The sequence below is a fragment of the Roseateles hydrophilus genome (genome assembly GCF_026712245.1).
GTDB classification, from domain to species: domain Bacteria; phylum Pseudomonadota; class Gammaproteobacteria; order Burkholderiales; family Burkholderiaceae_C; genus Pelomonas; species Pelomonas hydrophilus.
In genome coordinates, this window is record NZ_JAPPUY010000004.1 from 612,276 (window position 1) to 637,776 (window position 25,501).

General features: G+C 59.9%; 17 protein-coding genes and 1 rRNA gene. 2 read left to right on the top strand and 16 right to left on the bottom strand.

The genetic code is table 11. The features are described 5' to 3' along the window. Window positions 1-47: 47 nt before the first annotated feature. The 13 genes from mads8 to NYO99_RS17855 form a co-directional block, all read right to left on the bottom strand. Window positions 48-5,630 (bottom strand): methylation-associated defense system ATP-binding protein MAD8, encoded by a 5,583-nt coding sequence (mads8, locus tag NYO99_RS17795; protein ID WP_268168596.1) that lies wholly within the window; start codon window positions 5,628-5,630, stop codon window positions 48-50. Then, entirely contained in the window at window positions 5,627-7,300 is a 1,674-nt protein-coding gene (gene mads7 / locus NYO99_RS17800; RefSeq protein ID WP_268168597.1) for a methylation-associated defense system protein MAD7, read from the bottom strand. The genes mads8 and mads7 overlap by 4 nt, the downstream gene beginning before the upstream one ends. Further along, window positions 7,300-11,475, bottom strand: a complete 4,176-nt coding sequence (gene mads6 / locus NYO99_RS17805) for a methylation-associated defense system protein kinase MAD6 (protein WP_268168598.1) — start codon at window positions 11,473-11,475, stop codon at window positions 7,300-7,302. Before mads6 ends, mads7 begins: the two co-directional genes overlap by 1 nt. Next, a complete protein-coding gene (mads5, locus tag NYO99_RS17810; RefSeq protein WP_268168599.1) occupies window positions 11,475-12,857 on the bottom strand; it encodes a methylation-associated defense system restriction endonuclease subunit S MAD5 in 1,383 nt (460 codons plus the stop codon). Before mads5 ends, mads6 begins: the two co-directional genes overlap by 1 nt. Continuing rightward, entirely contained in the window at window positions 12,854-13,507 is a 654-nt protein-coding gene (gene mads4 / locus NYO99_RS17815; protein ID WP_268168600.1) for a methylation-associated defense system protein MAD4, read from the bottom strand. The genes mads5 and mads4 overlap by 4 nt, the downstream gene beginning before the upstream one ends. Continuing rightward, the gene (gene mads3 / locus NYO99_RS17820; RefSeq protein WP_267111909.1) at window positions 13,507-14,844 is read right to left on the bottom strand and encodes a methylation-associated defense system AAA family ATPase MAD3; all 1,338 of its coding nucleotides are present in this window, start codon (window positions 14,842-14,844) and stop codon (window positions 13,507-13,509) included. Before mads3 ends, mads4 begins: the two co-directional genes overlap by 1 nt. Continuing rightward, window positions 14,841-16,883: a methylation-associated defense system DNA methyltransferase MAD2 gene (gene mads2, locus NYO99_RS17825; protein WP_268168601.1), complete on the bottom strand. Its 2,043-nt coding sequence runs from the start codon at window positions 16,881-16,883 to the stop codon at window positions 14,841-14,843. The genes mads3 and mads2 overlap by 4 nt, the downstream gene beginning before the upstream one ends. Next, a complete protein-coding gene (gene mads1, locus NYO99_RS17830; protein ID WP_103524192.1) occupies window positions 16,876-17,091 on the bottom strand; it encodes a methylation-associated defense system helix-turn-helix domain-containing protein MAD1 in 216 nt (71 codons plus the stop codon). The genes mads2 and mads1 overlap by 8 nt, the downstream gene beginning before the upstream one ends. 102 nt (window positions 17,092-17,193) lie before the next feature. Further along, a complete protein-coding gene (locus NYO99_RS17835; protein WP_268168602.1) occupies window positions 17,194-18,060 on the bottom strand; it encodes a plasmid recombination protein in 867 nt (288 codons plus the stop codon). A gap of 231 nt (window positions 18,061-18,291) precedes the next feature. Beyond that, the gene (locus NYO99_RS17840) at window positions 18,292-18,690 is read right to left on the bottom strand and encodes a hypothetical protein (RefSeq protein ID WP_268168603.1); all 399 of its coding nucleotides are present in this window, start codon (window positions 18,688-18,690) and stop codon (window positions 18,292-18,294) included. Beyond that, window positions 18,687-19,598 (bottom strand): hypothetical protein, encoded by a 912-nt coding sequence (locus NYO99_RS17845; protein ID WP_268168604.1) that lies wholly within the window; start codon window positions 19,596-19,598, stop codon window positions 18,687-18,689. Before NYO99_RS17845 ends, NYO99_RS17840 begins: the two co-directional genes overlap by 4 nt. A gap of 24 nt (window positions 19,599-19,622) precedes the next feature. Next, window positions 19,623-19,850, bottom strand: coding sequence for a helix-turn-helix transcriptional regulator (locus tag NYO99_RS17850; protein WP_326494840.1), 228 nt, complete (start codon window positions 19,848-19,850; stop codon window positions 19,623-19,625). A gap of 455 nt (window positions 19,851-20,305) precedes the next feature. Continuing rightward, window positions 20,306-20,980 (bottom strand): hypothetical protein, encoded by a 675-nt coding sequence (locus NYO99_RS17855; protein WP_268168605.1) that lies wholly within the window; start codon window positions 20,978-20,980, stop codon window positions 20,306-20,308. A 165-nt stretch (window positions 20,981-21,145) separates the two neighbouring features. Here NYO99_RS17855 and NYO99_RS17860 point away from each other — a divergent pair, with 165 nt between their 5' ends. Next, window positions 21,146-22,726 carry an AAA family ATPase gene (locus NYO99_RS17860; protein WP_268168606.1) on the top strand — a complete coding sequence of 527 codons (1,581 nt, stop codon included), beginning with the start codon at window positions 21,146-21,148 and terminating at the stop codon, window positions 22,724-22,726. A 53-nt stretch (window positions 22,727-22,779) separates the two neighbouring features. On the opposite strand, the gene NYO99_RS17865 is transcribed toward NYO99_RS17860, so the two are convergent. Both NYO99_RS17865 and NYO99_RS17870 read right to left on the bottom strand, forming a co-directional pair. Beyond that, entirely contained in the window at window positions 22,780-23,247 is a 468-nt protein-coding gene (locus tag NYO99_RS17865; protein WP_268168608.1) for a hypothetical protein, read from the bottom strand. Window positions 23,248-23,249: 2 nt separating this feature from the next. Continuing rightward, window positions 23,250-24,362 (bottom strand): hypothetical protein, encoded by a 1,113-nt coding sequence (locus tag NYO99_RS17870; RefSeq protein WP_268168609.1) that lies wholly within the window; start codon window positions 24,360-24,362, stop codon window positions 23,250-23,252. A gap of 108 nt (window positions 24,363-24,470) precedes the next feature. Here NYO99_RS17870 and NYO99_RS17875 point away from each other — a divergent pair, with 108 nt between their 5' ends. Next, window positions 24,471-24,701, top strand: coding sequence for a helix-turn-helix domain-containing protein (locus tag NYO99_RS17875; RefSeq protein ID WP_103524200.1), 231 nt, complete (start codon window positions 24,471-24,473; stop codon window positions 24,699-24,701). Between the two features lie 471 nt (window positions 24,702-25,172). Here the strand turns inward: NYO99_RS17875 and rrf are convergent. Further along, window positions 25,173-25,285, bottom strand: a 5S ribosomal RNA gene (rrf, locus tag NYO99_RS17880). Window positions 25,286-25,501 lie beyond the last annotated feature (216 nt).

Here is a 25,501-nt window from a genome sequence, read left to right on the forward strand (position 1 = left end):
TTGTGTCTGTTCTTGATGAATAGATACTGTCAAGGACAGCGCGTAGTTCAGTCCTTCACGGCCACCCGAGTTGCCCCACCGTGCTGCGTAACCCTGGGTCTGCACCGAAGCTTGACGGCCCCTTTGGAAAACGACTCATCCGTCGCCTTGCTTGACCACACATAAGCCTCTCCGGCTTTCAGCAGGGCCATGCGCTCTGGCGTCAGGTTGCCGAGTGCGGCGTTGGCTTTCTGGATGTGCTTTAACCAAGCAGGCGAATTGAACTTGTGCATGATGATCTGGCTGGACAGCTCGATCAGGCTGACAGGCACAGATGGTGGGTCTTGGCTTGCGACCATGATGCTGACGCCCTTGTGCCGCATCTCTCGGACCACTTCGATGAGCCCGGCAACCAGGTCGGGACTCTCGATGTATTTGTGGGCCTCATCGAACACCACCAGCTTGTTGAAGCTGCGCCCATCGATGCGCGCATCTGCGAACAACTGCAAGAGCACGACGAACAGTCCGAGGGCTTCGTCCTTCTCGATGAATTCGTCCCGCAGGTCCACGATGATCAGTCGGCCTGGCCTCACCACCTCAGTGAGCGAGGTTCCGTCGTTGATGTACTCAGCGGCCAGGTCGAGGCGCATCCGAGCCAGCTCCTTGAGGTGATCGGGGACCGACGATGCATCGATGCCTGCACGCAAGCCCTCAAGGGTGATGTCGTCGCGCATCGCCTTCATGATGCGCATGATCTGGCGGATGTAGGTGGCCTGATTGCCCACGGCACCCATCAAGAACTTCCAGTGCGAAGCTTTCAGCTCTGATGCCGAGAACTGCAAAGGCCGCACTTCGATGTCGGGGTACTCGGCCTGACGCTCTTGGATCTTGTCGGCTGGCACGAGAAGCAAGACATCCGCGAGCGCCTTCGGCTCCGCGCCATACACTTCCTTCAGCGCACGAACCTGATCCTCCACCGAGTTCGCCCCCACCATCGACGTGAACTCGGGCTTGTAGTCCATCGTCGGGCTGTAGTGGAAGATCACCGTGGACAGCGGCTCGGGAAGGCAGTTGATACCAGGGATCGGCAGCGAAGCCATCTCTGCCACGCTACCCAAGGTGTAGCTCTTGCCGCCGCCCTGAACGCCGAACAGGCTGATGGTGTGGGTCTGATTGAGGTCGAGTGCCACCTTGCGCCCAGACACCTCGCCAATCAGGCCGTACTGCGGTGTTGCTCCCGTGGCACCGAGCATGATGTCGTAAGCCACGCGGCTATCGGTAGCCTCGGCATCTTGAGTCTGCGGCCGTGTAACCGACGCACTCTGGGGAGCCTCCTCCGCCGCAACAAGAATCGATGCAGGCGCCTGTTCCGCAACCGCAACCGCATCAGCACTCGGCTCGTCTGCTGGCGGTGGTGGCGTGTCAGTGCTTGCAGCCAGCACGGAGCCAACTTGCGGAGGAGCCACCTGCACCAAGGCGGCGGGTTCCGGCTCCCTCACGGGCACGCTGGAAACCACCTCATGCTGCGCGTACCTGACCCTCGGACTGTCGTCCCACGCGAGTGTTCGATCCCGTGGCGGGCTGAGGAAGGCTGCCGTTTCAAAAGTAGGAACGGCAGGCGCCAATTCCCTGCGACGAAGCAGTTCTTGCGTGACCTCTCGCGCTGTGTCGGCAGAGCGCGCGTACTGGACGCTAGCCACCGTTTCAGTGTCCGTCACGGCCGATTCCACCAACTGCCGAATCAAATCACTACCGATCCGATAGAACTCGATGCCGTTTTCATGCTCGGCGGGCTCAGTACCTGGCTTGCTGAAGTCAAACACCACGGCACTTCGTGTGAACTGAAGGGTGTAAGGCCGCTCATCAAGGCGTCGCAGGAAGTAGTGCGCCTCTTCGGCGGCTTCTGGCAAGACCACGCCGTAGCGCTCGGATCGGTCTAGGTAGAAGCCCAGCAGTGCAGCAAGATCGCGGTTCTTGATGGGGCGGTCAGGCCGATCTACGTCAGCCATCCTGGGGTCGAAGTGATAGGCCAGGACGTGCTCGGACTGAGCGATCTGGTCAGCAATGGAGGCTTTCAACTGCGCGTAGGCAGCCACATCACCTACTTGGCTGTAGCACTTCACTTCGACCAGCCGACATGTCACCACACGGCTTGCTGGGTCGAGGTCGAACAGGGCAAGGTCAGTCCGACGGAAGCTGACTTCATCGCCCATTTCCTCAGCGCTTTGCTTCAACGCCTTGTACAACTCCAAGTGCGCGTCCAACGGCACGACGACCTGGTTCTGGAAAACGCCTTGGTGTTCGAGGAACAAACGCGAGAGCGCCAAGCCCATCGCCTCGGCCCGCTGGGATGAAGAGGACAGCAGCTTCAAGGCCAACCGTCCGGACAACGATCGAAGCTGATCCAGCATCACCAAGGCGTGTCGGCCCGTATTAGGCAGCCCGTAGTCCCCCAAGATGGGAATCAGCAACGACTCAAGCTCAGCAACGGAGCGCGAGGTGATCGCCAATCGATGGCTCATGGCGCTCGCCATGTCGGGCGAGTGGTCGATCAGATAGTCTGGCCGCGTGGCATGGCGACGATGGTCGAAGAACTCGATCCCCAAGTTCCGATCAATCGTAAGCACCCAATCACTGACCTCATGAACCTGATGAAGCATGGCACGCTCGTCTGCCGACAGGCTCAGCGCCACAACAGGGCGCGCATGCGGCAGGTATTGACTGCGAGCAACGGTCGCCACTGCGACCGAGACAGCACGGGAAACACCCCCCATGAGGTCGGATAACGCCTCTGCTCCCTCCAGCGGCTGCGCCGCGCCATGAAGCGGACGACGCAGCCAAGTGATGGACTGCTCGTCTTCCAGATAGTCCACTTCGAAGGGCTGAACCAGACCATGGACAAACGAAGAGTCGTCACTGTCCTGAACATCAACTGCTCGAATTTCCTCAGCAGGGAACAAGTCGAACAAGAAGGACAGATGCGCCGCATGTAATTCCGGATCGTCACGGAATTCCTTGATCGCACGAATGGCCAGTCGCAGCTTGGGGTGCAAATGACTGTTGGTCGGCGTCGAAAAAGCGTCTGCTTCCTTGGCACTCGTTCCCGAGTCTGGCGACAAGAGTTCCAGCAACGCCTCCCCGGTCGAGGGGGCTGCAGGATCAAGCACGAAGAGTCGGATGTCGTAACGCAGATCGGCGAAGTCAGGATTTCGCTGGAGTGCCAGCAGCACCTCGGCCATTGCGCCTGCGCGCCCCGCGTTGAATGCGTTGATCGTCAGCGTCTCCACATACGGGTGCTGGACCAGATAACGCTGCACGCGCGCGGCAAGATAAGCACTATCGATCGTTGCCCCGCCTATGGCTGGCTCTGGCAAGCCCAAGGCAGCGCAAACCTCCCCGATCAGGCCACGAGGGTCCTTTTCATCGGTCGCCGCGTACAAGGACCAGAACGGGTTGATGTTGTCCACAGCCAGCGCTGTCCGCCCCAGCTCCTCACCGAAGGGAACAACCGGCGGAAATGCCGCTGGCGCAAGCTGCTTGATCACTGCGTCACGTGTCGGGATCACGAACTCTTTGTTGCTAGCCCGGCTCTGCTCCATCCAGGCCTGGCCGAGATGGCTCCACGCAACATGCCAGTTGGCACGCAAAGGATGCGTTGGGCCCAACAGCACAGCATCTCGTCGCCTGCCTTGGTAGTCTTCCAGCACGAGGGCCACTGAATCGATGGTGAGCGCGTAGCGAAGCTCATCCATCGCTTGCCGCGCAACGGCCGTCTCTGTGGAGCTGGCACGTGCAAGCGCTGTGTCGATCCAAGCCAAGTAGGCGGACGCGTAGTTCTGAGCCGGCTCCTGAAGGGACAGAAGATCGCTGGCCTGCATGATCAGCCGTTGGTCTCCCTTGAGCACTGCGGCGAAGAACGACTGCCGAGCCTCTCGGAATCGAGTGACCTCGTCCGAGACTGGCCACTTGAATGACGTCGTAGATCGGGTGGCAACACCCGAAGCGCTGATCGAAAGTCTCAAGCGGTTAAGACCTTCCGGGTCTTCAAGAAACGCCCGCTCCAGGTTGGCCAAAAGGCTAGACACCAAGACGTTCGCCTTACCCTCCTTGCCAAGGCGAATTTCCAAGGTTTCGCCGCTGGCCACTGCCTTGCTACTGCGCTCCACCCAGCCGCAGCCGGTCACAGTAACGGTTCCAGGATCACGATCCTGAGTCACCGCCGCAAAACGTGCACGCAGCAATGCATGCATCAAGCTAGCCTCACGCGGGACCGCACGCTGCGGTGGTTCTACCTCGACCTCGTCGTCGGTGACCACGTAAAAGAGGTCACTTTCGTTGGGGCTGGCGTGCGTCTCAGCTGCATCCGTGTTGAACCGGATGGGATTGCCTTCTCCGTCCGCGAGCGGGATGCGATCACCGTCCTCGGTCTCTGCATACACCCGCACGTAGTGCCAGCCTTCCTCCCAGTCGATCTTGCCAATCGACGAAAAAGCAATCGCGCCGGAGTCGGTTCCTTTGGTCCAGGCGGCTTTTCGCCTACGCAGGCCTGTCGGACCGTTGTCGCGCGACACAACCTCTGCCACAAACCGCGACAACCCTTCGACCTTGGACGGCACCGGTTCAACACGGAAAGAGACACTGAACTTCTTGAGGCCGGTTTTTGAGATGGGAAGCACCTTGTGCCCGATCAACTCAGCCAACCGGGGGTCTTCGTTGTCATCCTTCACCACGGGCAAGTCAGGCAGTGCGACATCGCCGATGTAGATGGCGTCGGGGTTGACTCCGCCGTCCTCGAACAACCATTTGTTGAACGCAAGTGGCCAATTCACACGGTCACGAACGATGGCTTGCGTCCACTCCTTGGGATTGGAGACACCGATGCGGGAGAAGAACTCGCCAAGCTGCTTGCAGAACACAGGGTCGAGCAAGCCCAACTCAAGCGCGCGAACGCGCTCCGTCTTGGTCGACCAGGTCACGCGTTCAACGCACTCACGGTTGCGCGCCACCCTTGCAGGCGCACGCTCGGCCTGCTGGAACAACTCAAAGTCCGGCACCAGAGCAAGTTCAAACAGCGCTGCGCCCATCGCGTCCGGATCAAACTCATTGATCTGGCAGGTGAGCAGGTAACGAGCCACAGCAGCGTCATCGGCATACCGCCACCGGCTATCACGCCGCCGCAACTCGCTCAAGCAGGCCTCCACGGCCATCCGCAAGTTGGCAGGAACCTGAGCCAGCAACTGCCCATTCAGCTCCGCATACGCACCATCGATCGAGACCTCTTCGAACGTTGCGACGCCAAAAGAATCTTCCGCTGAAGCACGCAGGTCGTTCGGCACGAAGACCAGCAATGGGGGCCGAAGCTCATCGTTCGGTAGCGGATTCCGCAGCTCAACCAGCTTGGTGCTGCTGACAGCCATGTCCGGCGCCATCGCTCGCAAGCCCTCGTCCGCCAGCACCACGACGTTCGCTGCCGGCACTGCAGCCCGCAGGCCGCCAGCCAAGCGGATCATCAGCTCTCGATCCAAGTCTGTGACCCGCATGCAATGCCCAAGCTCGCGAGCGGCAAGCAGCTGGGATAGCTTTGGAAGCAGAACCGATTCCAGCGCGGCGTTCAGTTCTTGATTGGTGAGTTCACGCAGTCCCTGACTCATGCGCGCGCTCCTTCGTTTCGTTCTGCAATCGTGTAGCGCGGCACCACGGTCTGGGTCACGTAGGCATCAGACAAATCTCGATAGAAGCCAATCTCACGGAGGCGTCCGGTGAATGCCTGCACATTGCTGCGCAGTGCCTTCCGTTCGTCGATGGTCGGAGCGCTGAACCCCTCACCGGGCGGCAGCTGATCGATGTAGAGCCCATAACGTTCACGCAAGAACGACAGCAAGTCGTCGATCCGCATCTCGCCGGTGAAGTAGCCTTGGTCCCCACCGGGTCGCAATACTGCGATCTGCAGCAACACTTCCAGCAGGCGACTCTCCAGCACAAATCGTCGAGGTGCGTTCCGCGCGCGGGTCTGCGCAAGCAGCGCCCCCGACTTGTTCTTCAACATCGTCGCGTCCAGAGACTCGATGATGTACTTCCGATGGAAGGCACCACGCAGAGCCACCAAAATCTCGATGTAGGTCTCGAAGTCCGAGAGCCCCATCTTTGTGATGGCCTCGACTTCTGCGTCAAGCCCCGCGTCACCCTCAGACAAGGATTCCAGCAGCCCGGCCAGCCGCTCACCAAAGAACTTGTCCCGCTCTTCCGCGAACGGCTCTCCTTGCAGACCGTAGAGTTCACCGACCGAGAACACGGAATTCAAGGGCCGGATCAGTTTCCCTCTCCGAACGAGGTGCTCAGAAAATTCGTCTAGCTTCTTGGCGACGAAGTACGCTCGCACAAAGCTAGGAATGCGCCGGTAGTAGCCATCTGCGCTGCGCTCTGCCAGCGCTGCTGTAGAGGACTCTGAGCTCCCCGACAGATCAACGAACAAGCTGAGCTTGTAGGGGCAGTCCCCCTGAGGCTCGCGTTGCTCGCGGGGCTTCATAGGGCATGCCGATTCAGCGCACAGCGAGTTGGCGCCCTCCAGCTTTTGCCAGGCAGGCAGCAGCTTCAGCAGGCGAAGGTGATACAGCGCCAAGTGGAACGACAACAGCACCTTCAGGTACTCCACCATCACCGAGCGCGGCATGAAGGGCTTGTAGAACAGCAGTCGCTGAATGTCCTCGGCCATCAGATCGGCTGAGCCGATGCATACAGGCGCGAACCGGTCTCCGCCCGCGCGCGTGTCCGCCGTGTCCTTCCTCTGAGACAGAAAGTGCAGCAGCGTCGCTGTCTCAATGTCTGTCAGCGCCTTGTCGTTCAGCTCTCTTGTGAGCTTGTCGAACCCGTCGAAGAAGAAGCCTTTGAGATGCTCGATCGCCTTGTGGCCGGCGAGGTGGCGCGCGTGGTGCAGCATCTGGTAAAGATGCTGTGCAGCCCCGTAGTCACGCGAGTGCTTCGGATTGCGAAAGCGATAGGTATAGCCATGCAGCGGTCGCGGCCCTGCCACGGCGGCGTTTTTCTTACCTCGGTTCACGATGTCCATCAGGTGGGTTTCCACCCAGCGTTCCACCATGTCCCGGTGCTGAGTGAAGCCCAAGAACTTGTCGCTGGCATCCAGGATGTCATCAACGAACTTGTCCACCGTCAGCTCGCGCTTGTCGCGGAAAACACTCGGATAGCCCCCATGCTCCAGCCGCTCGAACAAGCCCGTGAGCACCCGATCCATCTCGATGGTCTTGAAGTCGAGATAGCTGATCTTCGGGAGTCGGAATTCCCTGTCCTTTTTCTGCAATGCCATCAGTTCCCCCTGGCGCCGCTCTCTGCGGCTTCTTCTTGGCGAGCGCCTTTCACCGGACCGTGCAGTAAACGCATCTCCACCCGACCATCGTCATGGCGGGCCAAGCGGTAGAAGTCGTGCCCCGTGGTGGTCAGCAGGATTTCGCGGTAAGGCTGAGCGTTGAGGCTGTTCTTGAACACGCCAAGGCAGAGATAGAACCCCTGCATCTCTTCAACGCTAGGCCGATAGCCTTCATTCAGCCGCACCAGCATCTCGAACACGTCGAGGTTGATGATCAGCTCGCTGCTGATGGCACCTGCGCCTTGGCCTTGGTACTTCAGCAGCAGACCGGTCGGCAGGTGTTCAACGAAGCGCGCCTTGGCCGCAAAGTCTTGTACCTGCAGCCCAAAGCCCTCCACGGGGAAGAGCCGGTAGCTCCGAACCGTACCGTGTTCGACCTGCCGCAACTGCAAGGCCAGGCTGGCTCCAAGGCGTTCCGGGCGCTGCAGCCCCTCGCCTCGGTTGATGGCATGCAGGATTTCGCTCGTGAGTTCGTCGATGGGCATTTCGCCTCGAACGATCTCCACCATGCGTTTGGCGGAGCGATAGGGCAGCATCTTTTCCCAGCTGGCGTCACGCCGCTCAAAGAAATGCTTGCGGCGAGCCATGGCCACGTACTCGCGATGCTTCCGCGCCCGGTGGCGAACTGACGAGTCAGACACGCCACGCGGCAGATCGCCGAACAGGCGCTTCAACACCTCGAAGTCAAACTGCCCTCGGCGCTCGAAGCGGAACAGGGCGCGGTCATCCGGCTGAACAAAGTCCAGGCCTCGGTCGAAGCGGGGGTCCTCCTGCTTGCCAACATCCAGATCGCTCAGCAGCGTCAGCAGCCGGTCCGAGGTGGCTTGCCCGCCCCCCATCCAGCTGTTGAAGTAGAAGCTGCGTGCCACGTCATCGTGCTTGCCTGAGGCGTAGAGCGCATGAATCTCGCCACAGTCGCGGTTGCCAATCAGCATGAACGACAGCGCTGAACGCAGGTCGCGCATCGTGATGTGCAAGCGCCCGCGCAAGTGCGCCATCGTGTAAAGGGTCTTGATGCGTTCCAACAAGCGCGGCCCGGCAATCTCATCCTGGAAACTGCGCGCGTTGTGCAAGGCGTAGCAACTGTCTTTCAAGTCACACTGCTCACAAGCCGCCCAGTTCTCCGGGCGGACGATGCTTCGCAGCGTGCGCTCCAGAATCGAGCCGCCCTCAGCATGGCTGGCGTCATCGGCCACAACGCTGCGCAGATTCAGATTCACCACCGCCACGCCAGACTCCGCTTCCCCCGTGGCGAATGCACGCCGAACCAGGGCCGTGAGTGCCGGGAAATCACGTTCATGCGCAGCAAGGAAGTCCACCAGGCGACCTTCGTTGATCGCAATCAGTCGTGTCTCTTGGGGCCTCCAGGATGCTGCATCGTTGCCCTTGAACGGTGCCAGGAAGTCCAGCAACACCTGGTTGTTGTCTTTATTGCCCTCGTCTTGGCTGCCGTCGTAGTTGATCAGGTAGCGCTTGCCGTCCAAGCTCAGCTCACTGCCGTTTGCCAAACCACGATTAACGGCCCCGCCGCGCGCTTCCACCTCTTTCTCCAGGCGTTGCAAGAAAGCGGTCTTGCCATCACCAGCGTTGCCAGAGATCAAGACAAGCCGGAACTCCGCTTGCAGCACAGCAGGCAACAAGGCACGGTCTAGCGCGGTGTCCACATAGGCGGAGAACCCAAGCGCGTCCATGCCCCGCGTACCCGCATTGCTGCGCCTGCTTTGGCTGTAGAGCGTCAGCAGGTGTGATACGAACGCATTGGTGTTGGGTGCCGATTCAGCCAAGGCGGGCTGCCCGCTGCTCACCGCCGTCACCATGGCGGCTAGGCTGACCGTCTGCACACGACGTGCATGGCGAACTTCTGCCAGCGCATCGCGGAAATCGACGGCCGTGTGGAAGCGCTCGGCCCTGCGCGGCGCAATGGCCTTAAGCACCACATTCACCAACTCTGGCGCCAAGTCGGCAAAGCCCGACAGCTCACGCGGGTCGGGCGCAGGCTTGTTGATGGGCGGCTCCGTGGTGTCCCACGGGTAGCGGGCGGTCAATGCCTCGTACAAAGTCAGGCCCAGCGCATACAGATCACGGTCAGCGCGCTCGCCGTTGTGCGGAATGACCTCTGGGTCAAAGTCCGGCGGCAAATAGCGCCGCGAGCCCCCGCCGCGCGACTCCTTGTCGTCGGCCCGCACCGACACATTGAAGTCAATGATCTTGGCGCCCTTCTGAGTCCACAAGAGGTTGCGCGGCTTGATGTCGCAGTGATGGAAGCCCTGCGCATGCAGATGCACCAGACCCTCAATCACCTGCTTGCCCAGCTCCAGCGCATCCTCGGGGGACAGCAGGCGATCGTGAATCATGTCGCCGACATCGGCCCCCTCCACGTACTCAAACACCAGGAAGGGGATGTCCCGCCCTGGAATCACATCGGCATCGAGCACACGCACCACATGGGGGTGCTCGGGGATGTGCACCAGGTGGCGGTATTCCTTCTTCAGGCGCTCCAAGGTCGAGTGCCGGTCACTGACGATGAGCTTCACCGTGCGCGCCACGTCGCCCAAGGTGTCGATCACCTTGTAGACAACACCGAAGCTGCCTCGCCCGAGCTTCTTCTCCACGATGAACTTGTGGGTCAGGCGATGGCCTGCCACCAAGTTCAGGTAGTCGGTCTGGGCATCATCGACTTCGAAGACCTCAGGCTTTGATGCTTCAGCTGGCTGATTGGCCACTTGCGCAACGGGCTGCAGCAAAGCATTCAGAGCCGCCAGCGCGGCAGAAGCCGTCAGCCGCTGGTGCTCATCAAAAGCGCACAAGCTTTGCAGCCAAGCATCAAAGGCCTCGTTCAGCTCCGGCCGCAGTGCCGAAGGCTTGTTGAGGAACTCCCCGGCCCGGTCCCACACCGTGGTGGGCTCGCCTGCGAAGGGGCGCTCGCCGGTGAAGAGTTCGTAGAGGATGACCCCTGCGGAGAAGATGTCCGATGCGCTCGATGCGGCCCCGGGCTCCCGGAACGCTTCGGGCGCTACATAGGCTTTTTCCACCAGATCAACAATGTCCGTCGCGATCGTCAGGCTGCGGTCCACGCCGGGCTTGGCGAAGTCGAAATCGGTGATGCGTGTGGTGCCGTCCTGGCCAATCAAGATCGCACCCGGTGTCAGGTTTCGATGCACCACGCCGTGATGGTGGGCATGGGCCAAGGCTGCCAGCAAGTCTTTGGCCACGCGCCACTTCTGGTCCAGCGTCAGCGCCAACTGGGGTCGAGCCATGTGCACTGTCAGCGCCTGGCCGGGTGCATCGTCCAGGATCAGGATGAACGACTTGTCGTCATCGGTCGGGAAGAAATCCCGTGCCGCGACGATGTTGGGATGCAGCGGCAGCTTGGAAAGCGCCCGGTAGGCATTGGCAATGCGGTTGACCTGCGCCTTGCGCACACCTTCAGGTTGATAGGGGTCAGCCTGGTACACACGCAGGCGGGCCGTACCACCCGCGAACGCGTTCTCAGCACGGAACTCGGTGTAGGCCTCCGCCGCCCCGAGCTTATCTTTCACCTGCCAGTGTCCAAAGCGCTGCACGGCGGAGGCAGGCTTCACCACCTTCAAGGCATGCAGGATCAAGCCCTGTTGCTGCAGGATGTTCTTGGAGAAGCGCGCCGGGATGCGCGTGGCATCCTTGAAATAGCGCTCTGCATCCTTCAGCTTCACCACCCGGTCTGCATCCAACTGCTCGCGGTCATTCAGGTGGGCATCGGGCGCGGTGAGCAGGATGGCGGCATCGACATAGATACCGTCCAGCTCATTCCGACCGGGATTGGCCTGAGTTACCAAGCCCTTCACCGTGCGCGCATGGCCGCGCAGTTTGCCCAGCGGTGACGGATAAGGCGCGCGCCCCTCGGGGTACCACTTGTTGCCATACACATCGATGGTGCCGCGCGTGCCCTTCACGTCGATCAGGTACAGGGCGTGCGGCGTCAGCAATGCGATGTCGATCTCGAAGCGCTCGCCCTGCCGCTCGATCTCGAAGTTGTGAAGCAGAACGAAACTGTCTGGCAAGCGATCCCGCAGGTAAGCGATGGCGCTGCGCTCTGCATCGTTGACCGGCTGGCCTACTGGGATCACTTTCGCCATCAGCTTTCCTTCCTGATCTTTTCTTCTAGCAACGCAACTGCTGTTGCTTCCAGTTCGTTGCCCTTGTTCTGCGCCACAACTGCTTTTTCAGCCAATGCACCAATCTCCTGGCGATCCAGATCGGACAGCCACGGAATGGTGAGGTCGCTGATCAACGACGAATCGAGGCTAGGAATCGACGATCCAAATGCCGTACCCACCAGCGCCCAGTACCCAGGCTCGGATGCCAAAACAGCCCACAAGTACGCCGCATCTTGCGGCGAATGGCACCGCACGCGAACCAGATGCTCACTGCCAGCCTGCCCAACGTTCATGGGCAGGGGCAGCACTGCACGACCAATGATCCCGCCCAATTGGCCGCTGCGAGGAATCAAGACATCGCAATCCGAGACCAAGAGCCCTTCCAGATGCGGCGTCAGTGATCGCGAGACCAAATACTCCGCGCTGGGGTTCAGCTCGAACACGGAGGACGACGACAAGAAGGGCACACCGAAAGCCGGGTCGGTGACCTTCAAACGTGAGCCTCGATTGGGCTCAAAAACCCGTTCCACTTGATCACCCAGCCGAATTCCGAAATGGGCGGCCAGTGAGGCTCGCCCCGTTTCGACTCGCGGTGAGTAGTGAAATGCATCCATTCGGCCGAGCAGTGCTGATGCCATGGGGGCACGAGCGATGGAGTCAGAATCACGGCTCCAACCAATCTTTGCCTGGAATAGCTCAAGCGCTGCTCGACGATGTTTGGATGCCGCAACGCGCTCAGCTGCGGCCGCGTCAATGAGTTGCGCCACCTCTTGCTCGAAGACTGGCCCGAACCTCGGCACAGGCAGTTCAGCGATGTGCTCAGGCTCAATGTGCTGGATGATCGCGCCATATGTTCCCGAAACTACCAGCGGCACCCCATAGCGGCTCGACAAGAAGGCGTATAGGTAGCCCGAGGGAATGCGCCCAACATCGGGTACCACCCGCAAGACATGCTCAGAACACGCCATGCCAGCCATGTCAGGTCTTGCATAGGCCATCCGACCGATGGTTCCGGAACGTGTAATCAACGTCCACCCCGACCCCAGGGTAAATAGTGGGTTCCGTTCAACTTGCCGCTTGGCAATCAAAGGTAATGCCGAAAAATCAGCCACTCGGATGTCCGAGCTACCCATAAAGAGGACGCCGTGGTCTGCATCGCTTACCCAAAGCCTTGCTTCTCGCCCCGCATGGAAAATGCGAGCCGTGACAGCGGAGAGCTTTTCTGTAACTGGCAGGCGCTTGAGTGTGTCCCGCGCTTCCAATGCGCCAGACATATAAGGGTTGCAGTCCAGCCGACGACCGCCTTCGTCGAGCCAACCGGACCGAACGATGCGTGCATTCTTAAAACTCGTGAAGGTCATGCTGCGACCTCCATGGGGAACCACACAAGGAATGCAGCGTGCATCTCAGTAAAAGCTACGTCGGTACATCCCCGGATCGAGATGTGCTCCGCCAGCTTCTGATAGATCGCAGACGAACGCGGCTTCTTTGCCTGCTTCAGAACCCACTCGGCGGTCTCTTTCGGCCGAGGCGGCTTAGCCAAGTCAGCAGGCCACTTGCCACTGTCAGCAAGGTGCTGACGCAGCGGCTTCGCCCCTTGGTAGCCAAGCGCATCAGCCACTTGCGGCTTGTCCTGCCACAGCCAGTTTTCCAGCTCGGGCTCGATGGCGATCACTTTGACCGCATCCTCGGCCCAGCCACTGGCAACCAAATTGGCCGTGATGTGGGCGACGATCGCGTCTTTGCCGGGCGAGCCTCCCCATTCGCAATCCAGCACCACGAGGGCGCGCTGGTGGCTGTTCTGGTAGGGGCGCAACAACTCGTGGCCCTTGGTGTAGACGCCGGGGTCGTTGCCGCCTTCGTCCACCAGCAGGTCGGCACCGACATCGGTGTTGATCTCGAAGGGCGCGCAACCGAGGCTCAGGTGCCAACGCTCGCGCTTGAAGTATCCACGGAAGGTGGCCGCCATATTGCTGTCGGCCACCAAGATAACGCAGGGGCGTTTGTTCATCATCCCAGCACCCCCGCTGCGAACAGGCTGCCAAGATCAATGCCACCTCGCCACTCTTGCAGGCGAGGATGGTCCGTCCCGGCAACCATCTCCACGCCCCCTTCGCTGGCCAGCCGTGCGCACAGCAACTGGTCCAGCTTGGCGCGAGCCAAAACCACGGGCGAATGCGAGGACACCCACACCTGGCTGTCGTACATGGAGGAGAGCGATTGCAAAACGGCCTCGATGGCGCGTGGATGGATGCCGTTTTCTGGCTCTTCGGTCACCAAAATGGCGGGCTGCTTGCCGAGGTAAGGCAGCAGCGTCAGCGTGAGGATGCGCAGGGTGCCATCCGAAAGGCCGGGGGACGGCACTTTGAAGTCGCCCTTGTAGCTGACCACGAAGTAGGCGTGGTGGTCGTCCTCACGCTCACGCACTTCGATGTCAGTGACTTGCGGCAGCGCGGTTTGCACATGGGCAATCCAGTCGGCATAGCGCTCACTGCGATAGTCAGCAGGCGCAGCTTCGGGAGCCCCCTCGCGCTTTAGCTCCAGTGCGAGCCAGGGGATGTTGCGACCGTTGGCGGTGATGACCTTGGGCTGGCCCGGTGGGCTGGCTTGGCGCATGGCCGACCAGTTTGGCTCCAGGAACACCGCATCGGTCGTCAACAAGCTGTGCAGCCACCGCGCAGCGGGGTAACCCACCTCGGATTCGAACAGCACACGCGGCATGGCCAGCAGCGTCTCGGGCAGGCCGACCTTGACGGCTTTGGCGTGCGGCGTTTCTGGCTTGAATTCCGACTCGTAGCCAATCTCGCGCTTGAGCGTGAGGTGCCACAGCTTCTTGTTCGCTGCCGTTGCCCCGTGAAAGCCTGCCTGTCTGCGGTCTGGCCCATCAGCCTCAGGAAAGAGGAAGAGGTACTCGTAGGCCACCAGCAGTGATTGATCCGCACCGATGCGCAAGCCGATCTCATAGCGGATGTGGGTCGGCCATTGACGGCGGTCTTCCTGCAAGGCTTGGCGCGAGCGCTCCGTGCGTTTGCTGGCAAACAGGCCTTCAAGAACTTTTGATTGCACAGCCTCGGGCAGGCGGGCTTCGACAGCCAGCGAGAAGTCGCTGCCGCGCCCAGCGAACACCAGTTCGTTCAGGCTGCCAGCACGCGGCGGCAATTCAGGCCGACGCTCCATGAACGGCGCCGAGACATTGTTGGCACGCAGCAAGTCACCCAAGAGAACGGGCAGGTCCAGCAAGGTGGTTTTACCAGAGCCATTGGCCCCGACGAGGACGCGAAAGTCGCCGACATCGACGCCCAGGCGTTCGAAGCAGCGATAACGTGTGGCTTCAAGTCGCGTGATCATTTGCTAGGCTCCGGATGTTGGGCGCGGAACTCGGCATAGGCCTTAGCGATTTCGGGCAGGTCGTCGTCGAGGATGCGCTCCTTGCGGTGCAGGGTGCGCACTTGCAGGCCACCGCCGATGCGGACCTTCTCTTCGTGGCTGACATCCACCAGGATTTCTTCGCCGTCAGGGTGGCGCTTGTAAAGCGTGTTGCCACGGCGGTCGAAGCCCACCTTCTCAGCGACAGCCATGAAGACGGGGTAGTCCTTCTTCTGGCCCAGGTCTTCTGCCTTGATCACCTCTTCAGGCTTGCGCTTCAGGAAGAGCAAGCTGGTCAAGATGTTGACGTTGGCCTCGACGATGAAGGACTCCACCGGCAGGTCGATGCTGGCGAGCACCCAGCAGTGGCGAAGAATCCAGTAGCGGATGTACTCATCGCCAGGGTTGCCCAGGATGCCGTCAGGCAAGACGATGCCAGCACGGCCGCCCGGCTTGAGCCACTTGACGCATCGTTCGATGAACAGCACCTCGGGCGACACAGCAGGCTTGATGGCGTTGGTCATCACGAAGCCATCGCCTTGCCGCTCCCAGCGGCGGGCCAGCTCGTACTGCTCCAGGATGGTCTTTTCGGTGACCGGAATGTCTGAGCCAAACGGCGGGTTGGTCATCAAGACATCAATGGTCCCTAGCGGGATGGCTGCCTTCGCGGCCGGCACACCTGGCAGGTGGCCTGCTGGGAATTCCAGCGAGTTCATGTGATAGAGGTGGCCGAGCGAGTTGCCAGCCATCATCACGTTCATCTGTGCGGCACGAACCAGGAAGGGATCGAAGTCAGCACCGAAGAGGTTGTTGGCCGCGAAGTGGGCCAACCGGTCTCGGATGGAGACAAACTCTTCCGTGTTCTCGTCGCCTGCCTTGATGCGCTTCTCTTCGTGGAAGACCTTGTTCAGGTAGTTCAAGGTCTCGACCAGGAACCCACCCGTACCGCAGGACGAATCGAGCACGCGTTCATGCTCCTTGGGCGCCAGCATCTTGACCACAAGACTGATGGCACCACGCGGAGTGAAGTACTGGCCGCGATCTCCACGCAGGTTGGTGCCGACGATCTCTTGGTAGGCCGTGCCCTTGGCGTCCACATCGGTGCGACCAAAGTCGTAGCGGGCCAGTTCGGAGACGATGAATGCCAGTGCGCGGTCGGACAGGGTGATCTCTTCGTTGCCCTTGAATAGACCGTCGTACTTTTTCTTCACCGCCTCAAAAAGCGGCTTGATGCGCAGGCGGATTTGCTCTCGGCCAGCAGCTTCAAACGGCTCGAACGGCCCCACCCAGAAGCGACGCGCATCGTTGGGCTGCTGCTCGTCATACATCTTGCAGAAGATGAGGTACAGGAACTGCCAGAAGGCCGCATCCTTGGGCATACCTTCGTTGCCGTGGATGTAGTTGTGGCAGCGGCGGAACGCTGTGCGCAGCATGACCGGATCGGCACGACGCAGGCGCCCCATGGAGCGCCCTTCAACGCTGAAGGTGTCGTCACCCAGGGGCCAGTCGCCGATGGGCTTGAACTTGGTGTCGAAGCGGGTGACTTCTTTCTTGAAGAAGAAGAACTCCAGGCCGTTGGTCCACAGGCCGTAGTCGCAGCTTTCGACTTCGGCCATCACCGTTTCCAGCACCTCGAACTCTTTGCGTGCCTCTTCCGGATCACGCATGCGATAGGCACCTTTGGTGCCGAGCTTGGGCTCTTTCTCCACCACCACTGCGCGGTAGAGGTTGTCCACCGTGTGTGCTTGGCCAGGCTTGAAGATGGCGATGTCGAGCTTGCGGTTCTTACCCAGCACCTTGACCTTGAAGTCAGGCTCCATGTCTTCGGCGGCAATGCCGTACTCATGGATGATGGCGCGGGCGATGCGCTGGCGGACTTGCTCTTTGTCGCTGTCCTTCACCGGGTTGCCGGTGATGTAGTCAAAGACCTTGCCCTCTTCGAGCGCGCTCTCAGGCGCTTGGGCTTCTTGATCCAGGTCGCTCATATCGTTGTTGTCCTGTGCGGAGCGCTGCTTAGGCATTGCGGGGCTCCTTGTCGTCAAAGTCATCACTGCTGGCAGCGGCACCGCCCTCGCGCACCCAGGCGTCCACGTCTTCTTTCTTGAACTTCCAGAAGCGCCCAACCTTGTGCCCCGGCATGCCCTTGGAGGTCACCCAGGTGTAGATGGTGTCTTTGGCTACGCCGAGGTAGTCGGCGATTTCATCGACAGAGAGCCAGCGGTCGTCCATGTCTGCATCCAAACAGAAATGCGCCGCCAGAGTGGCGGCAACTGAACACAGTCTACGCCACTTTCAGCCAGTTCAATAGGGTTTGAACCTGTTTTGATCGGGTTAGGCCTTGTCAGGATCGTTTGAGTCGGACACGGGCGGCTTCAATCCCAACCTGGCTTCAAGTGCCAGAACGCGAGCCTCCCGCGCTTCCAACTCCTTGATCAACAACTGCGCTTCAAGCATCGTCTTGTGCGCGAATGAGCGAAGCTGACGGTCACGCTCACCCGTCCCACGGGTGATCTCACGCGCACGCTGGAGCAGCGCGGCCTGCGCCGGCAGCCCGAACTTCACCCGCGTCCACTGCGCACGACTCATGCGCTGTCGGCCCGGCCCCAAACGAGCGAGTCCGGACGGCCCGGCAACGTGCTCCCAGAATCGGTCCTGAAATGCGCGCATCGCAGAGTTGTAGGCAAGGCGTTGCTCCTTGGGTGTTTGAGCGCCCTTTGCCGCGCGGAAGCCGGGGTGCAAGTCCTTGACGTTGCCACCGTCAGGATTGACGACATAGAAGTGGAGATGCGGGTGCGCCTCATCGGTGTGCTCGACAACAGACCGAAGGCGATCACCGAATTCCGTTTGCAGCCACTCCACGGCGCTTTGCTTCCAGTAGCTGTATTCCATGCCGCCACGTGGATACGACGCCACTCCGGCCAGCAGGACGGACGCATCCTTTCGCAAACGGCGACCAGCTGCGTCAGTGCTGCGCGCATGTATGGCGCCAACTTCCGCTTCCAGGTCAGCCAGGCTGGGACCATGCAGCAGGTTGGGTCGCCTCGGTCTCGGCACATGCAAGCATGCTTGCGGCTCGCGGCTGGCCTCAGCAATCACGTCGCGCACAGCCCATTTCCGATCTGCTCCCCGCGAGGTTTTCTTCGGTGAGTGCAGCGAATAGACAGCGATGTGAACAAACTGGATGCCGCCTGTGATCATGGCGCACCGTGTTCGCAAACATAGTGACCGACTATATTTATCGCCGCTGTCGCAACGATAAATGTCGGCCAGGGAGAAATCCCCTGGACCCCGCCGCCCAATGTGCGAACGGTGTGTTGAAACTGTGCGAACCAATGGGCGAAACTGTGTGAACAACTGGCCGATTTGATGCCAAACCTTGTGTTAACAGTGTGGCAAACATGTGGGGGCACTGTGGCGCATATTGTGTAATCAGTGTGTGAGTTGCCCACGACGCCTCCGCTGATTACCAAAAACTTGCACGAGTAGACCGTCATCCGCCAGGCCATTCAGCAATTCCGGTGCGGCCAAATGGACTTGAGTTGATGGGACTTGCCGCAGCCTGTCGATGACAGCATCGAATGAAAGCCGGGCCACATACTCGCGGAGTACGAAGCCGCTGTCCGTATATTCGATCAACGTGGTCTGATCGAGCGCAATGAGGCAAAGCCGCATGCATCGGTCGTTACCAAGAGCTGGTTGCTGTACGCACTCAATATTGACCCTGCCCGTCGCCACGGTGCAGGTTTGCATCCATCCCCAGCCAGCCCATTTATCATCCGCCACGACATCTCGCCAGGCGAATCGGTTTTCCAAGTTTTTGTTGTTCATGCTGTGCCTCGTGGCATTACCGATGTGTGTGACTTCTTTGCGAGTTCATCACGCATCTGCTGGAGCCTTTCTCTGGCTTGAGCCCGGTCCACCGCTGGCCGATCCGTCACGATTGCTTGAGTGGGCTCAGCTGCGGCTTCCACGGCGCGTTGCCGCCTGATGATTTGCCGAAGGTCCCGTCGCAGCTCTGACCCAGCCGACAAGGTGAACTTGCCCTCGTGAGCCCTGCGCAGCAGGGAGGCAAGGAATTGGGGGACAGTCTTCCGGATGCTGTTTTGGCGCTTGCATTCGAGGACTTCTGCCAAGACATCCAGGGCTACGGAGGTGGAGAGACCCGTGCATTGATCCCGCGTCTTTTGGGGTTCGAGTGATAGCTTTTGGCACAACCACAACCAGCACTCTTCATTCGCCTCGTCCATGATCAAGGTCGGCGACTCGTCCGGGTCAGGTGGCGTGCCCTCTGGCCCGGTAGTGGTTGTTTTTGATGAATCCAATGTTTCTTTAAACCCAGTGTTTGTAGCCCCTTGATCGCCCTGAACTGGGTGATCCAGAACTGGCTCTTCCACACGTGGGTTTTCAAGGTGTGGAGCCCAGTCCACAATCGGCTCGTCGCTGACAATCCATCTGGATTGAATGAATTGCCCCGATGCCGAACGGTCGCGGACGATTCGCATGTAGTTCAGGCTCTCAAGCTGCTTGATGGCTGTTCGCATGGCCGTCTCCCCCTCCTTGCGTACAGCGCACAGACCTTCGAGGCTGACGCGATAGCCTGGCGGGAGGGAGAGCAAGTGCACGATGACCCCCAGCGCTTTCAGACTGAGATGCTCGTTGCGGATCAGCGAGTTGGGAATCTGGGTGAAATTCCCCGTGTGCCGACGCCGAACGATCAGCAACCGAGAGGCGTTCATGGGCGTCTCCACTGACCTTCATGATCAGCGCTCCACCCTTGCGGTAGCGGCTTGCAGGGCGATCCAAGCCTCGACCTCCTCGGCCAAAAAACCAATGGCCGCGTTGCGCGAGCCAGAGTTACCCAATCGAATCGGGCGCGGAAAAGTTGGGTCTGTTCTCGTCCTGCGCCAGATGGTGACGCGGTTCATGCCCAACTGGGATTCGAGATCGGAGTATCGAAGGATTCGGTTTTTCATTTGATTGCCCACCATTTCGTGTAGTGACAGGCAATTCTTCGCGCTGCGTTGTCGGCGTGTCCAGAGGCTCAGATTTTGGCCATATCCCGCGATTTACATACCAAGTTCAGACAACTGATGCGATTGTCAAAAACATGCGGCGGCATGTTTTTGACCGTACTGGGAAACGCAAGCACTGCCGCCCCAATGAAACGGACAGTTCAACTTCGCATTGATCGATTGACTTCCGCTCGAGCAGTAACACGAAAGCAGTTTTTTCGGAAATCACCGACCAACGACCTGTCACCGCCGAATTACGGATATGAAATCAGTTTTCATGACTCAAAAGCTAGAAAACTGAATCGCCATCTTTTGAACTGGAAAATGTCTTTTATCGACAGCCACTTGCGCGATTCGTGGATCGCGAGGGGACGGATGACGGCCCGAGCGAAATAAATCATTGATTGTTGTTTTCTTGCAACAATCAATGCCTATTTCTGGCTATCCCGCGCAGCGGAGATCCATTGAGCAATCGCGCTGGGCTCAAACCCATCTTGCAGTGCTACGCGTAGTGCTTGCTCCAGCTTCTGCCAACCGACGGGAGAACTGGTGTTGGTTGAGGCGATCGGCCAATCGCTATTACCAAGCTGAAACAACAGACTGTCCAACAGCTCGTCGTCGCCTACGTCATTTGCAGCTTGCTCAGCCAGCGTAAGCAATGCTTCACGCGTGCCACTTAACGGCTCGACAGGGATCGCTGCAAGAGGCTCAGCCAGCACGATCACACGGTGCGGCTGAATGAAATCGGCCAAGTCCTTTGCGGCCGCAACGCCAGCGGTTAGCTCGATGCGGACAAGTACATCGCCAATTTGCAGGAACCGGGTCTTGGTAAGGCCTGGCTGACCATCCTGGTAGAGCACAACAGCCTCAGAGCCGACGAGGGCGTTCAGCACCTTTCCCAGATCATCTAAGGCACCAGCGTCCCGCCATTGGTGGAGGATGTCTGCGCGCAGGCTGCTCCCCTCCAGCCCTAGGTGATACATCAACGTCGCCACGCGCCTGGCAGAAATGACCTGCTCTTTGCCCCTCAGCCAAACGGACAGGTTCGCCGGACGGATACCGGTGGCCATCCCCACAGAGCTCAGCGTATCGCCACGCAGGCGCATGAGTGCGGCTGCTATAGCACGCAGTTGTTCGGCCTGAAGTGTCGGCATACGGCACCTACATTGTTCTAACAGTAAATCACTATAACAAGGCGACCTTTGCCCAGCCAAGGCTTGGCGTGCTCCGTTTGCAGCGTTATAGTAATTTATAGTTAGATGGAGTGTGCCATGGCCGACCTGCAACGAAAGTACCGACCCATGCGACGCCGAGAGTACCAAGAGGCCATCGAGGAGCTGAAGCGACTACACCCATGGCTGGCGAAGCAGGTGTTTCAGCCGGCCCCAGGCCATCTCGCCGTGGTCGCCGAGTTGATCGATCAATGCGAACGGTTGATGCATCGCAGTGACTACCAGCGTCGTCCGCTGTTCTGTGTCACGGCCACCAGGGAGAAGCTGGCTGTTCGAGTCGAGATTTCCGATGCCAGCATCCAGCGCGAGCGCGCCTTGCTGGACGTGGTGGAACAGGCTCGGCACGCCGCCCAGCAGTGCTGCCCTGTGTGCGGCGCTCCGGTTTTCGGTGGCGATGCCAATGCTCCCCAAGGTGCTCGGTGCGCTGCGCATGAGCAAGTGGTCGGACTGTTTGCAGAGGACATCCAGCGTTTCAAGAGAGCTGCGAAGGCCTTGGGGTTGGCGGATGCAGAGCGTGCGAGCTGCACCGCTGATAGCGATGCCCCTACTCGCTCCGAAGCCGCCAAGAGAGACCTGCCCGACAGCCCCGTCCCCGCACGCGATAGCAGCGGTACTTCGACTGACGACAAGCACGCGCCGTTGATCACCTTTCTGGACGCTTCCGGCCTCAAGCAATTTGTTGACCGCCATCGCGCGAAGGCAGACGAAAAGTTCAAGCGTGCCCAGCAGATCGCGGAGCGCATCCGGTCGGCCGGCCATGAGCGGCGCACGCTCGGCATGCTGCCCGACGAGTGGGACGTTCTGATCGAAGAGTTCACCCAAGCCTTCCCGAACTTCAGCGAGCTGGCCGAGCTGCTGCACGATCACTTTGCCCTCAATGCGATGGGCGATGGCCGTGTTGCCTGGTCGCCGCTGCTGCTGGTCGGCCCTGCGGGCATCGGCAAAACAGAAGCGGCTCGCTGGCTGGCGGAAAGACTGGCCTTGCCCTTCCGTGTGTTCGATATGGCGAGCGCCCAATCAGGTTCGCCACTGGCTGGGTCAGAAGCCTTCTGGAGCAATTCCGAGCCTGGCCTCCTGTTCGAACTGCTTGCCTACCAGCCAAAGGCCAACCCCGTCGTGGTCTTGGATGAGCTGGACAAGACCGAGCAGGTGCGCCAGTACGACCCATTGGCGGCGCTGTACACCCTTCTTGAGCCCCGCAGCGCACGGTCCTTCACGGACCTCTCTATTCGTGATTTCACCATTGATGCCAGCCACGTGAACTGGATCGCGACGGCAAACAGTGTGGATGGCATCCCGAGCCCATTGCTGTCGCGGCTCACGGTGCTGCATGTCCAAGCACCCACGCCCGATCAGATCGCACGAATCGCGCAGAACATCTATGGACGAATGCGTGCCGAAGCCAGCTGGGGTTCTGCCTTCGTACCCTCTCTCGACGGGGCCGTTCTGGAGAAGTTGAAGCACTTGCCGCCGCGAAGTCTGGGCCTGGCATTGCGACGGGCGCTTGGGCATGCCGCACGGGATCTGCGCGATCACATCCGCCCCAAGGACCTACAGCTGGTCTCGGACGGTGGGAAACGTAGTATCGGTTTCACCGCTGGCTTGACCGTCCAGCGGTAGTCCATGTACCCGTTATCGTAATTACGGTAACTACGATAACGGGTGCGTACCGATCATGTCGGGCGATGTGCCTGCCCGCACGTATGGCAAAACCACGTGCTCTGCCACTGGCGCTTGGCCGCGCTGTAAGCCTTAGCCTGGGCGTGCCAGCCCTTCATCAGCAGCCAGCTCAGTGCGATGACACCAATCCCGACAGCCGCTTGCTTCCAGTTGTAGCGCAGGCCTGCCATGCCGACGTATACGCACTCACGCGCCAACAACGGGCACACCGTCATCGACATGTAAATGATGATGCCGCCAATCCCATAGGCTCCAATGAACGGCAGCGGTGATGGCGGCACAGGTGGGGCGCAGTGCTGGGCCAACGCCGTGGACTGCGAGCCCTGGCTGCTGCCTTGAACGAACTGCCCATCTGAAGTGACCGCCATGTGCGTTGCGTGGAAGTGCTGCGTGCCGCCCGCATGCACAACGGCCATCGGCTGGATGTGCGAGCTGCCGCAACTAGGGCATTGCATCGACATGCTCAGCCCTCCGAACCTTCGGTGTTGACTGTGCAGGTCAGCGTGGCTTCGCCACCCTCCGTGCCCGCCGACAGCACGCCGACCTTGGTCAAACGGCCATAGGTCCTGCCATCCTTGCCCAGCTTCAGCGAGGCTGATTTCGCGAGCTGCTGGACCGTGAGGCCGGGCAAGTAGCTGCGGTAGGTTCGCTCACCACCATCCCGTGACACCGCCACCTTGCGGACGCTGAACCCATAGACCTTGACGGGCTCGGCGAGCGTGACCGGCGTGACGCCTTGATCTGGATTCCACCCCGACTGCTTGAGCATGGACTCAGCCAATTCAAACCGTGGACCGATGGGCGCGCAGCTCAGCGCCTGTTCGAGCTGCGCCTTGGTCTTGGCGTCCACAGGCTGCGAGGCTCCGTTGCTGGAGGCAGGAGGCACGGTTGGCTTGATGACCGCGTTGGCGTCATACCCTACCAACCAAAGATTGGTCGGTGCGCCCGGCTGCCAGCCGGTGTCGAGCACCAGCTGCTGGACAAACCCCTGGAAGGCGAGCTGCTGCCGCTCGCTGATCGGCTGCCGGTCGGGGATGGCCAGCATGGGCGGCTTGGGGCCAACAGTGCGGACATTGCCGCTGTGCTCGACCGCCATTTGCTGCATGAAGAGCTGCAGGTTCGCGGCGTTGTTGACCGCGTACCCCACCGACTGTCCCCAGCACACAGAGAAGGCGGGCACAGCTTCGGACTTGGTCTTGCTCCTCCAAATGGTGGCGGTGCCGATCCAGCAGTCATTGCGGGACCAGTCCGTGACCGTGACAGCCACGCGGGGGAAGTAGGTCTTGGGCGTTCCGTCGTAGGAGTGCTTGCTGAAGACGCCTGCCAGGGCTGTTGCACGGATGCCAGGAGCGCCGGGCGGCGCGCTTTGGTCTGGCTTTGCTTGATTGGCAACGACGGCTGGGCGAGTCTCGGTAGTAGGAGGCGGTGCCACGTTACCTTGGCTGGCCTTCGACACGCCACCCAAGGAGAGGTGAACCTTGGTCGAGCCGTCAGCCTGCGGCTGTGTTGTGACACAGCCGGTCACGGTCATCACAACGGCCAACCCCGCCAGCATCCGAAAGCAGAGTCCACTCATCCATCAGCTCCCTTTGATCCCAAGTTGAGCTGATTATGAAGACTATATTCGACATTGTCGAATATAGTCCGTGGATTAAAGGTCTCATAACGCCCATGCTCGGCGTTGATGGGACGAGACTACGAGCAAGTGCGTCAGGACTTGGCGCGCAACATGAAAGACTTCCGGGGCAAGCGTGGCTTGTCGCAGGAGGCGCTCGCCCTGAGCGCGGATGTGGATCGCACCTACGTGAGTCAGATCGAGCGCGCTGTGGGCAACCCGTCCCTGCTGGTCCTGTGCAAGCTGGGCGCGATCCTGGAGACCGACGTGCTTGATCTCTTGGCGGAACAGACCAAGTGAACACGGGTGAGGCCACCCGAATGGGGATGTCCGCGAAAAATGTATACGGAAGTGACTACAGAATGAGCCAAACCGCGCTGAGACCCAGTAAAAATGGCACTTCCAAGGTCATCTTTCACTTTAATGTCTGAGCGCGATTAATTTGCCAGCTTGACGTGCAGTTTGTTTTAAACCCGCCTCGGCGGGTTTTTTCATGCCTGATAAGCAGACGCTCGGGTGCAAGTGGCGCGGAGGACGCCATCAGTAGTCATTCTGAGCTCACGAGAATTACCGCGGTACGTGGCGATGTGGAGTTGACTGGAGAGCGATGCACCCCGGCTAGGCGCATCGCACAGGTATCTGCGCATCCATCGCGCCCATGCCCGTCAGCCCTTGGGCATTTACAGCCCTTTGCTGAGTTTGCTGCTATTGTTCGCCCCAAAAGCAAAACCCCCACCAGTTTTCACTGATGGGGGTTGGCTTTGAATAATAGCCTGACGATGACCTACTTTCACACGGGAATCCGCACTATCATCGGCGCTGACTCGTTTCACTGTCCTGTTCGGGATGGGAAGGAGTGGGACCAAGTCGCTATGGTCGTCAGGCTTGACTGGTTGGCTTGTTGACAAGGTCAACAAACCCAATTCGTAGAGTCAGCAGAGTTATCTGCACATCGCATTTTCATGCAACGGAATCAGTATATTTTGATTGCGCCTTCAGACTTCTGAAGAACAGCATAACTTGAACACTTACCCTGATCTGCTGTTGGCAGTCAAAGTTATAGGGTCAAGCCTCACGGGCAATTAGTACTGGTTAGCTTA

Bases quoted from the DNA above. Each gene is read 5' to 3' on its own strand.
- mads8 (WP_268168596.1), bottom strand. From the start codon at position 5,630: ATGAGTCAGGGACTGCGTGAACTCACCAATCAAGAACTGAACGCCGCG.
- mads7 (WP_268168597.1), bottom strand. From the start codon at position 7,300: ATGGCATTGCAGAAAAAGGACAGGGAATTCCGACTCCCGAAGATCAGC.
- mads6 (WP_268168598.1), bottom strand. From the start codon at position 11,475: ATGGCGAAAGTGATCCCAGTAGGCCAGCCGGTCAACGATGCAGAGCGC.
- mads5 (WP_268168599.1), bottom strand. From the start codon at position 12,857: ATGACCTTCACGAGTTTTAAGAATGCACGCATCGTTCGGTCCGGTTGG.
- mads4 (WP_268168600.1), bottom strand. From the start codon at position 13,507: ATGAACAAACGCCCCTGCGTTATCTTGGTGGCCGACAGCAATATGGCG.
- mads3 (WP_267111909.1), bottom strand. From the start codon at position 14,844: ATGATCACGCGACTTGAAGCCACACGTTATCGCTGCTTCGAACGCCTG.
- mads2 (WP_268168601.1), bottom strand. From the start codon at position 16,883: ATGCCTAAGCAGCGCTCCGCACAGGACAACAACGATATGAGCGACCTG.
- mads1 (WP_103524192.1), bottom strand. From the start codon at position 17,091: ATGGACGACCGCTGGCTCTCTGTCGATGAAATCGCCGACTACCTCGGC.
- NYO99_RS17835 (WP_268168602.1), bottom strand. From the start codon at position 18,060: ATGATCACAGGCGGCATCCAGTTTGTTCACATCGCTGTCTATTCGCTG.
- NYO99_RS17840 (WP_268168603.1), bottom strand. From the start codon at position 18,690: ATGAACAACAAAAACTTGGAAAACCGATTCGCCTGGCGAGATGTCGTG.
- NYO99_RS17845 (WP_268168604.1), bottom strand. From the start codon at position 19,598: ATGAACGCCTCTCGGTTGCTGATCGTTCGGCGTCGGCACACGGGGAAT.
- NYO99_RS17850 (WP_326494840.1), bottom strand. From the start codon at position 19,850: ATGGTGGGCAATCAAATGAAAAACCGAATCCTTCGATACTCCGATCTC.
- NYO99_RS17855 (WP_268168605.1), bottom strand. From the start codon at position 20,980: ATGCGCCTGCGTGGCGATACGCTGAGCTCTGTGGGGATGGCCACCGGT.
- NYO99_RS17860 (WP_268168606.1), top strand. From the start codon at position 21,146: ATGGCCGACCTGCAACGAAAGTACCGACCCATGCGACGCCGAGAGTAC.
- NYO99_RS17865 (WP_268168608.1), bottom strand. From the start codon at position 23,247: ATGTCGATGCAATGCCCTAGTTGCGGCAGCTCGCACATCCAGCCGATG.
- NYO99_RS17870 (WP_268168609.1), bottom strand. From the start codon at position 24,362: ATGAGTGGACTCTGCTTTCGGATGCTGGCGGGGTTGGCCGTTGTGATG.
- NYO99_RS17875 (WP_103524200.1), top strand. From the start codon at position 24,471: ATGGGACGAGACTACGAGCAAGTGCGTCAGGACTTGGCGCGCAACATG.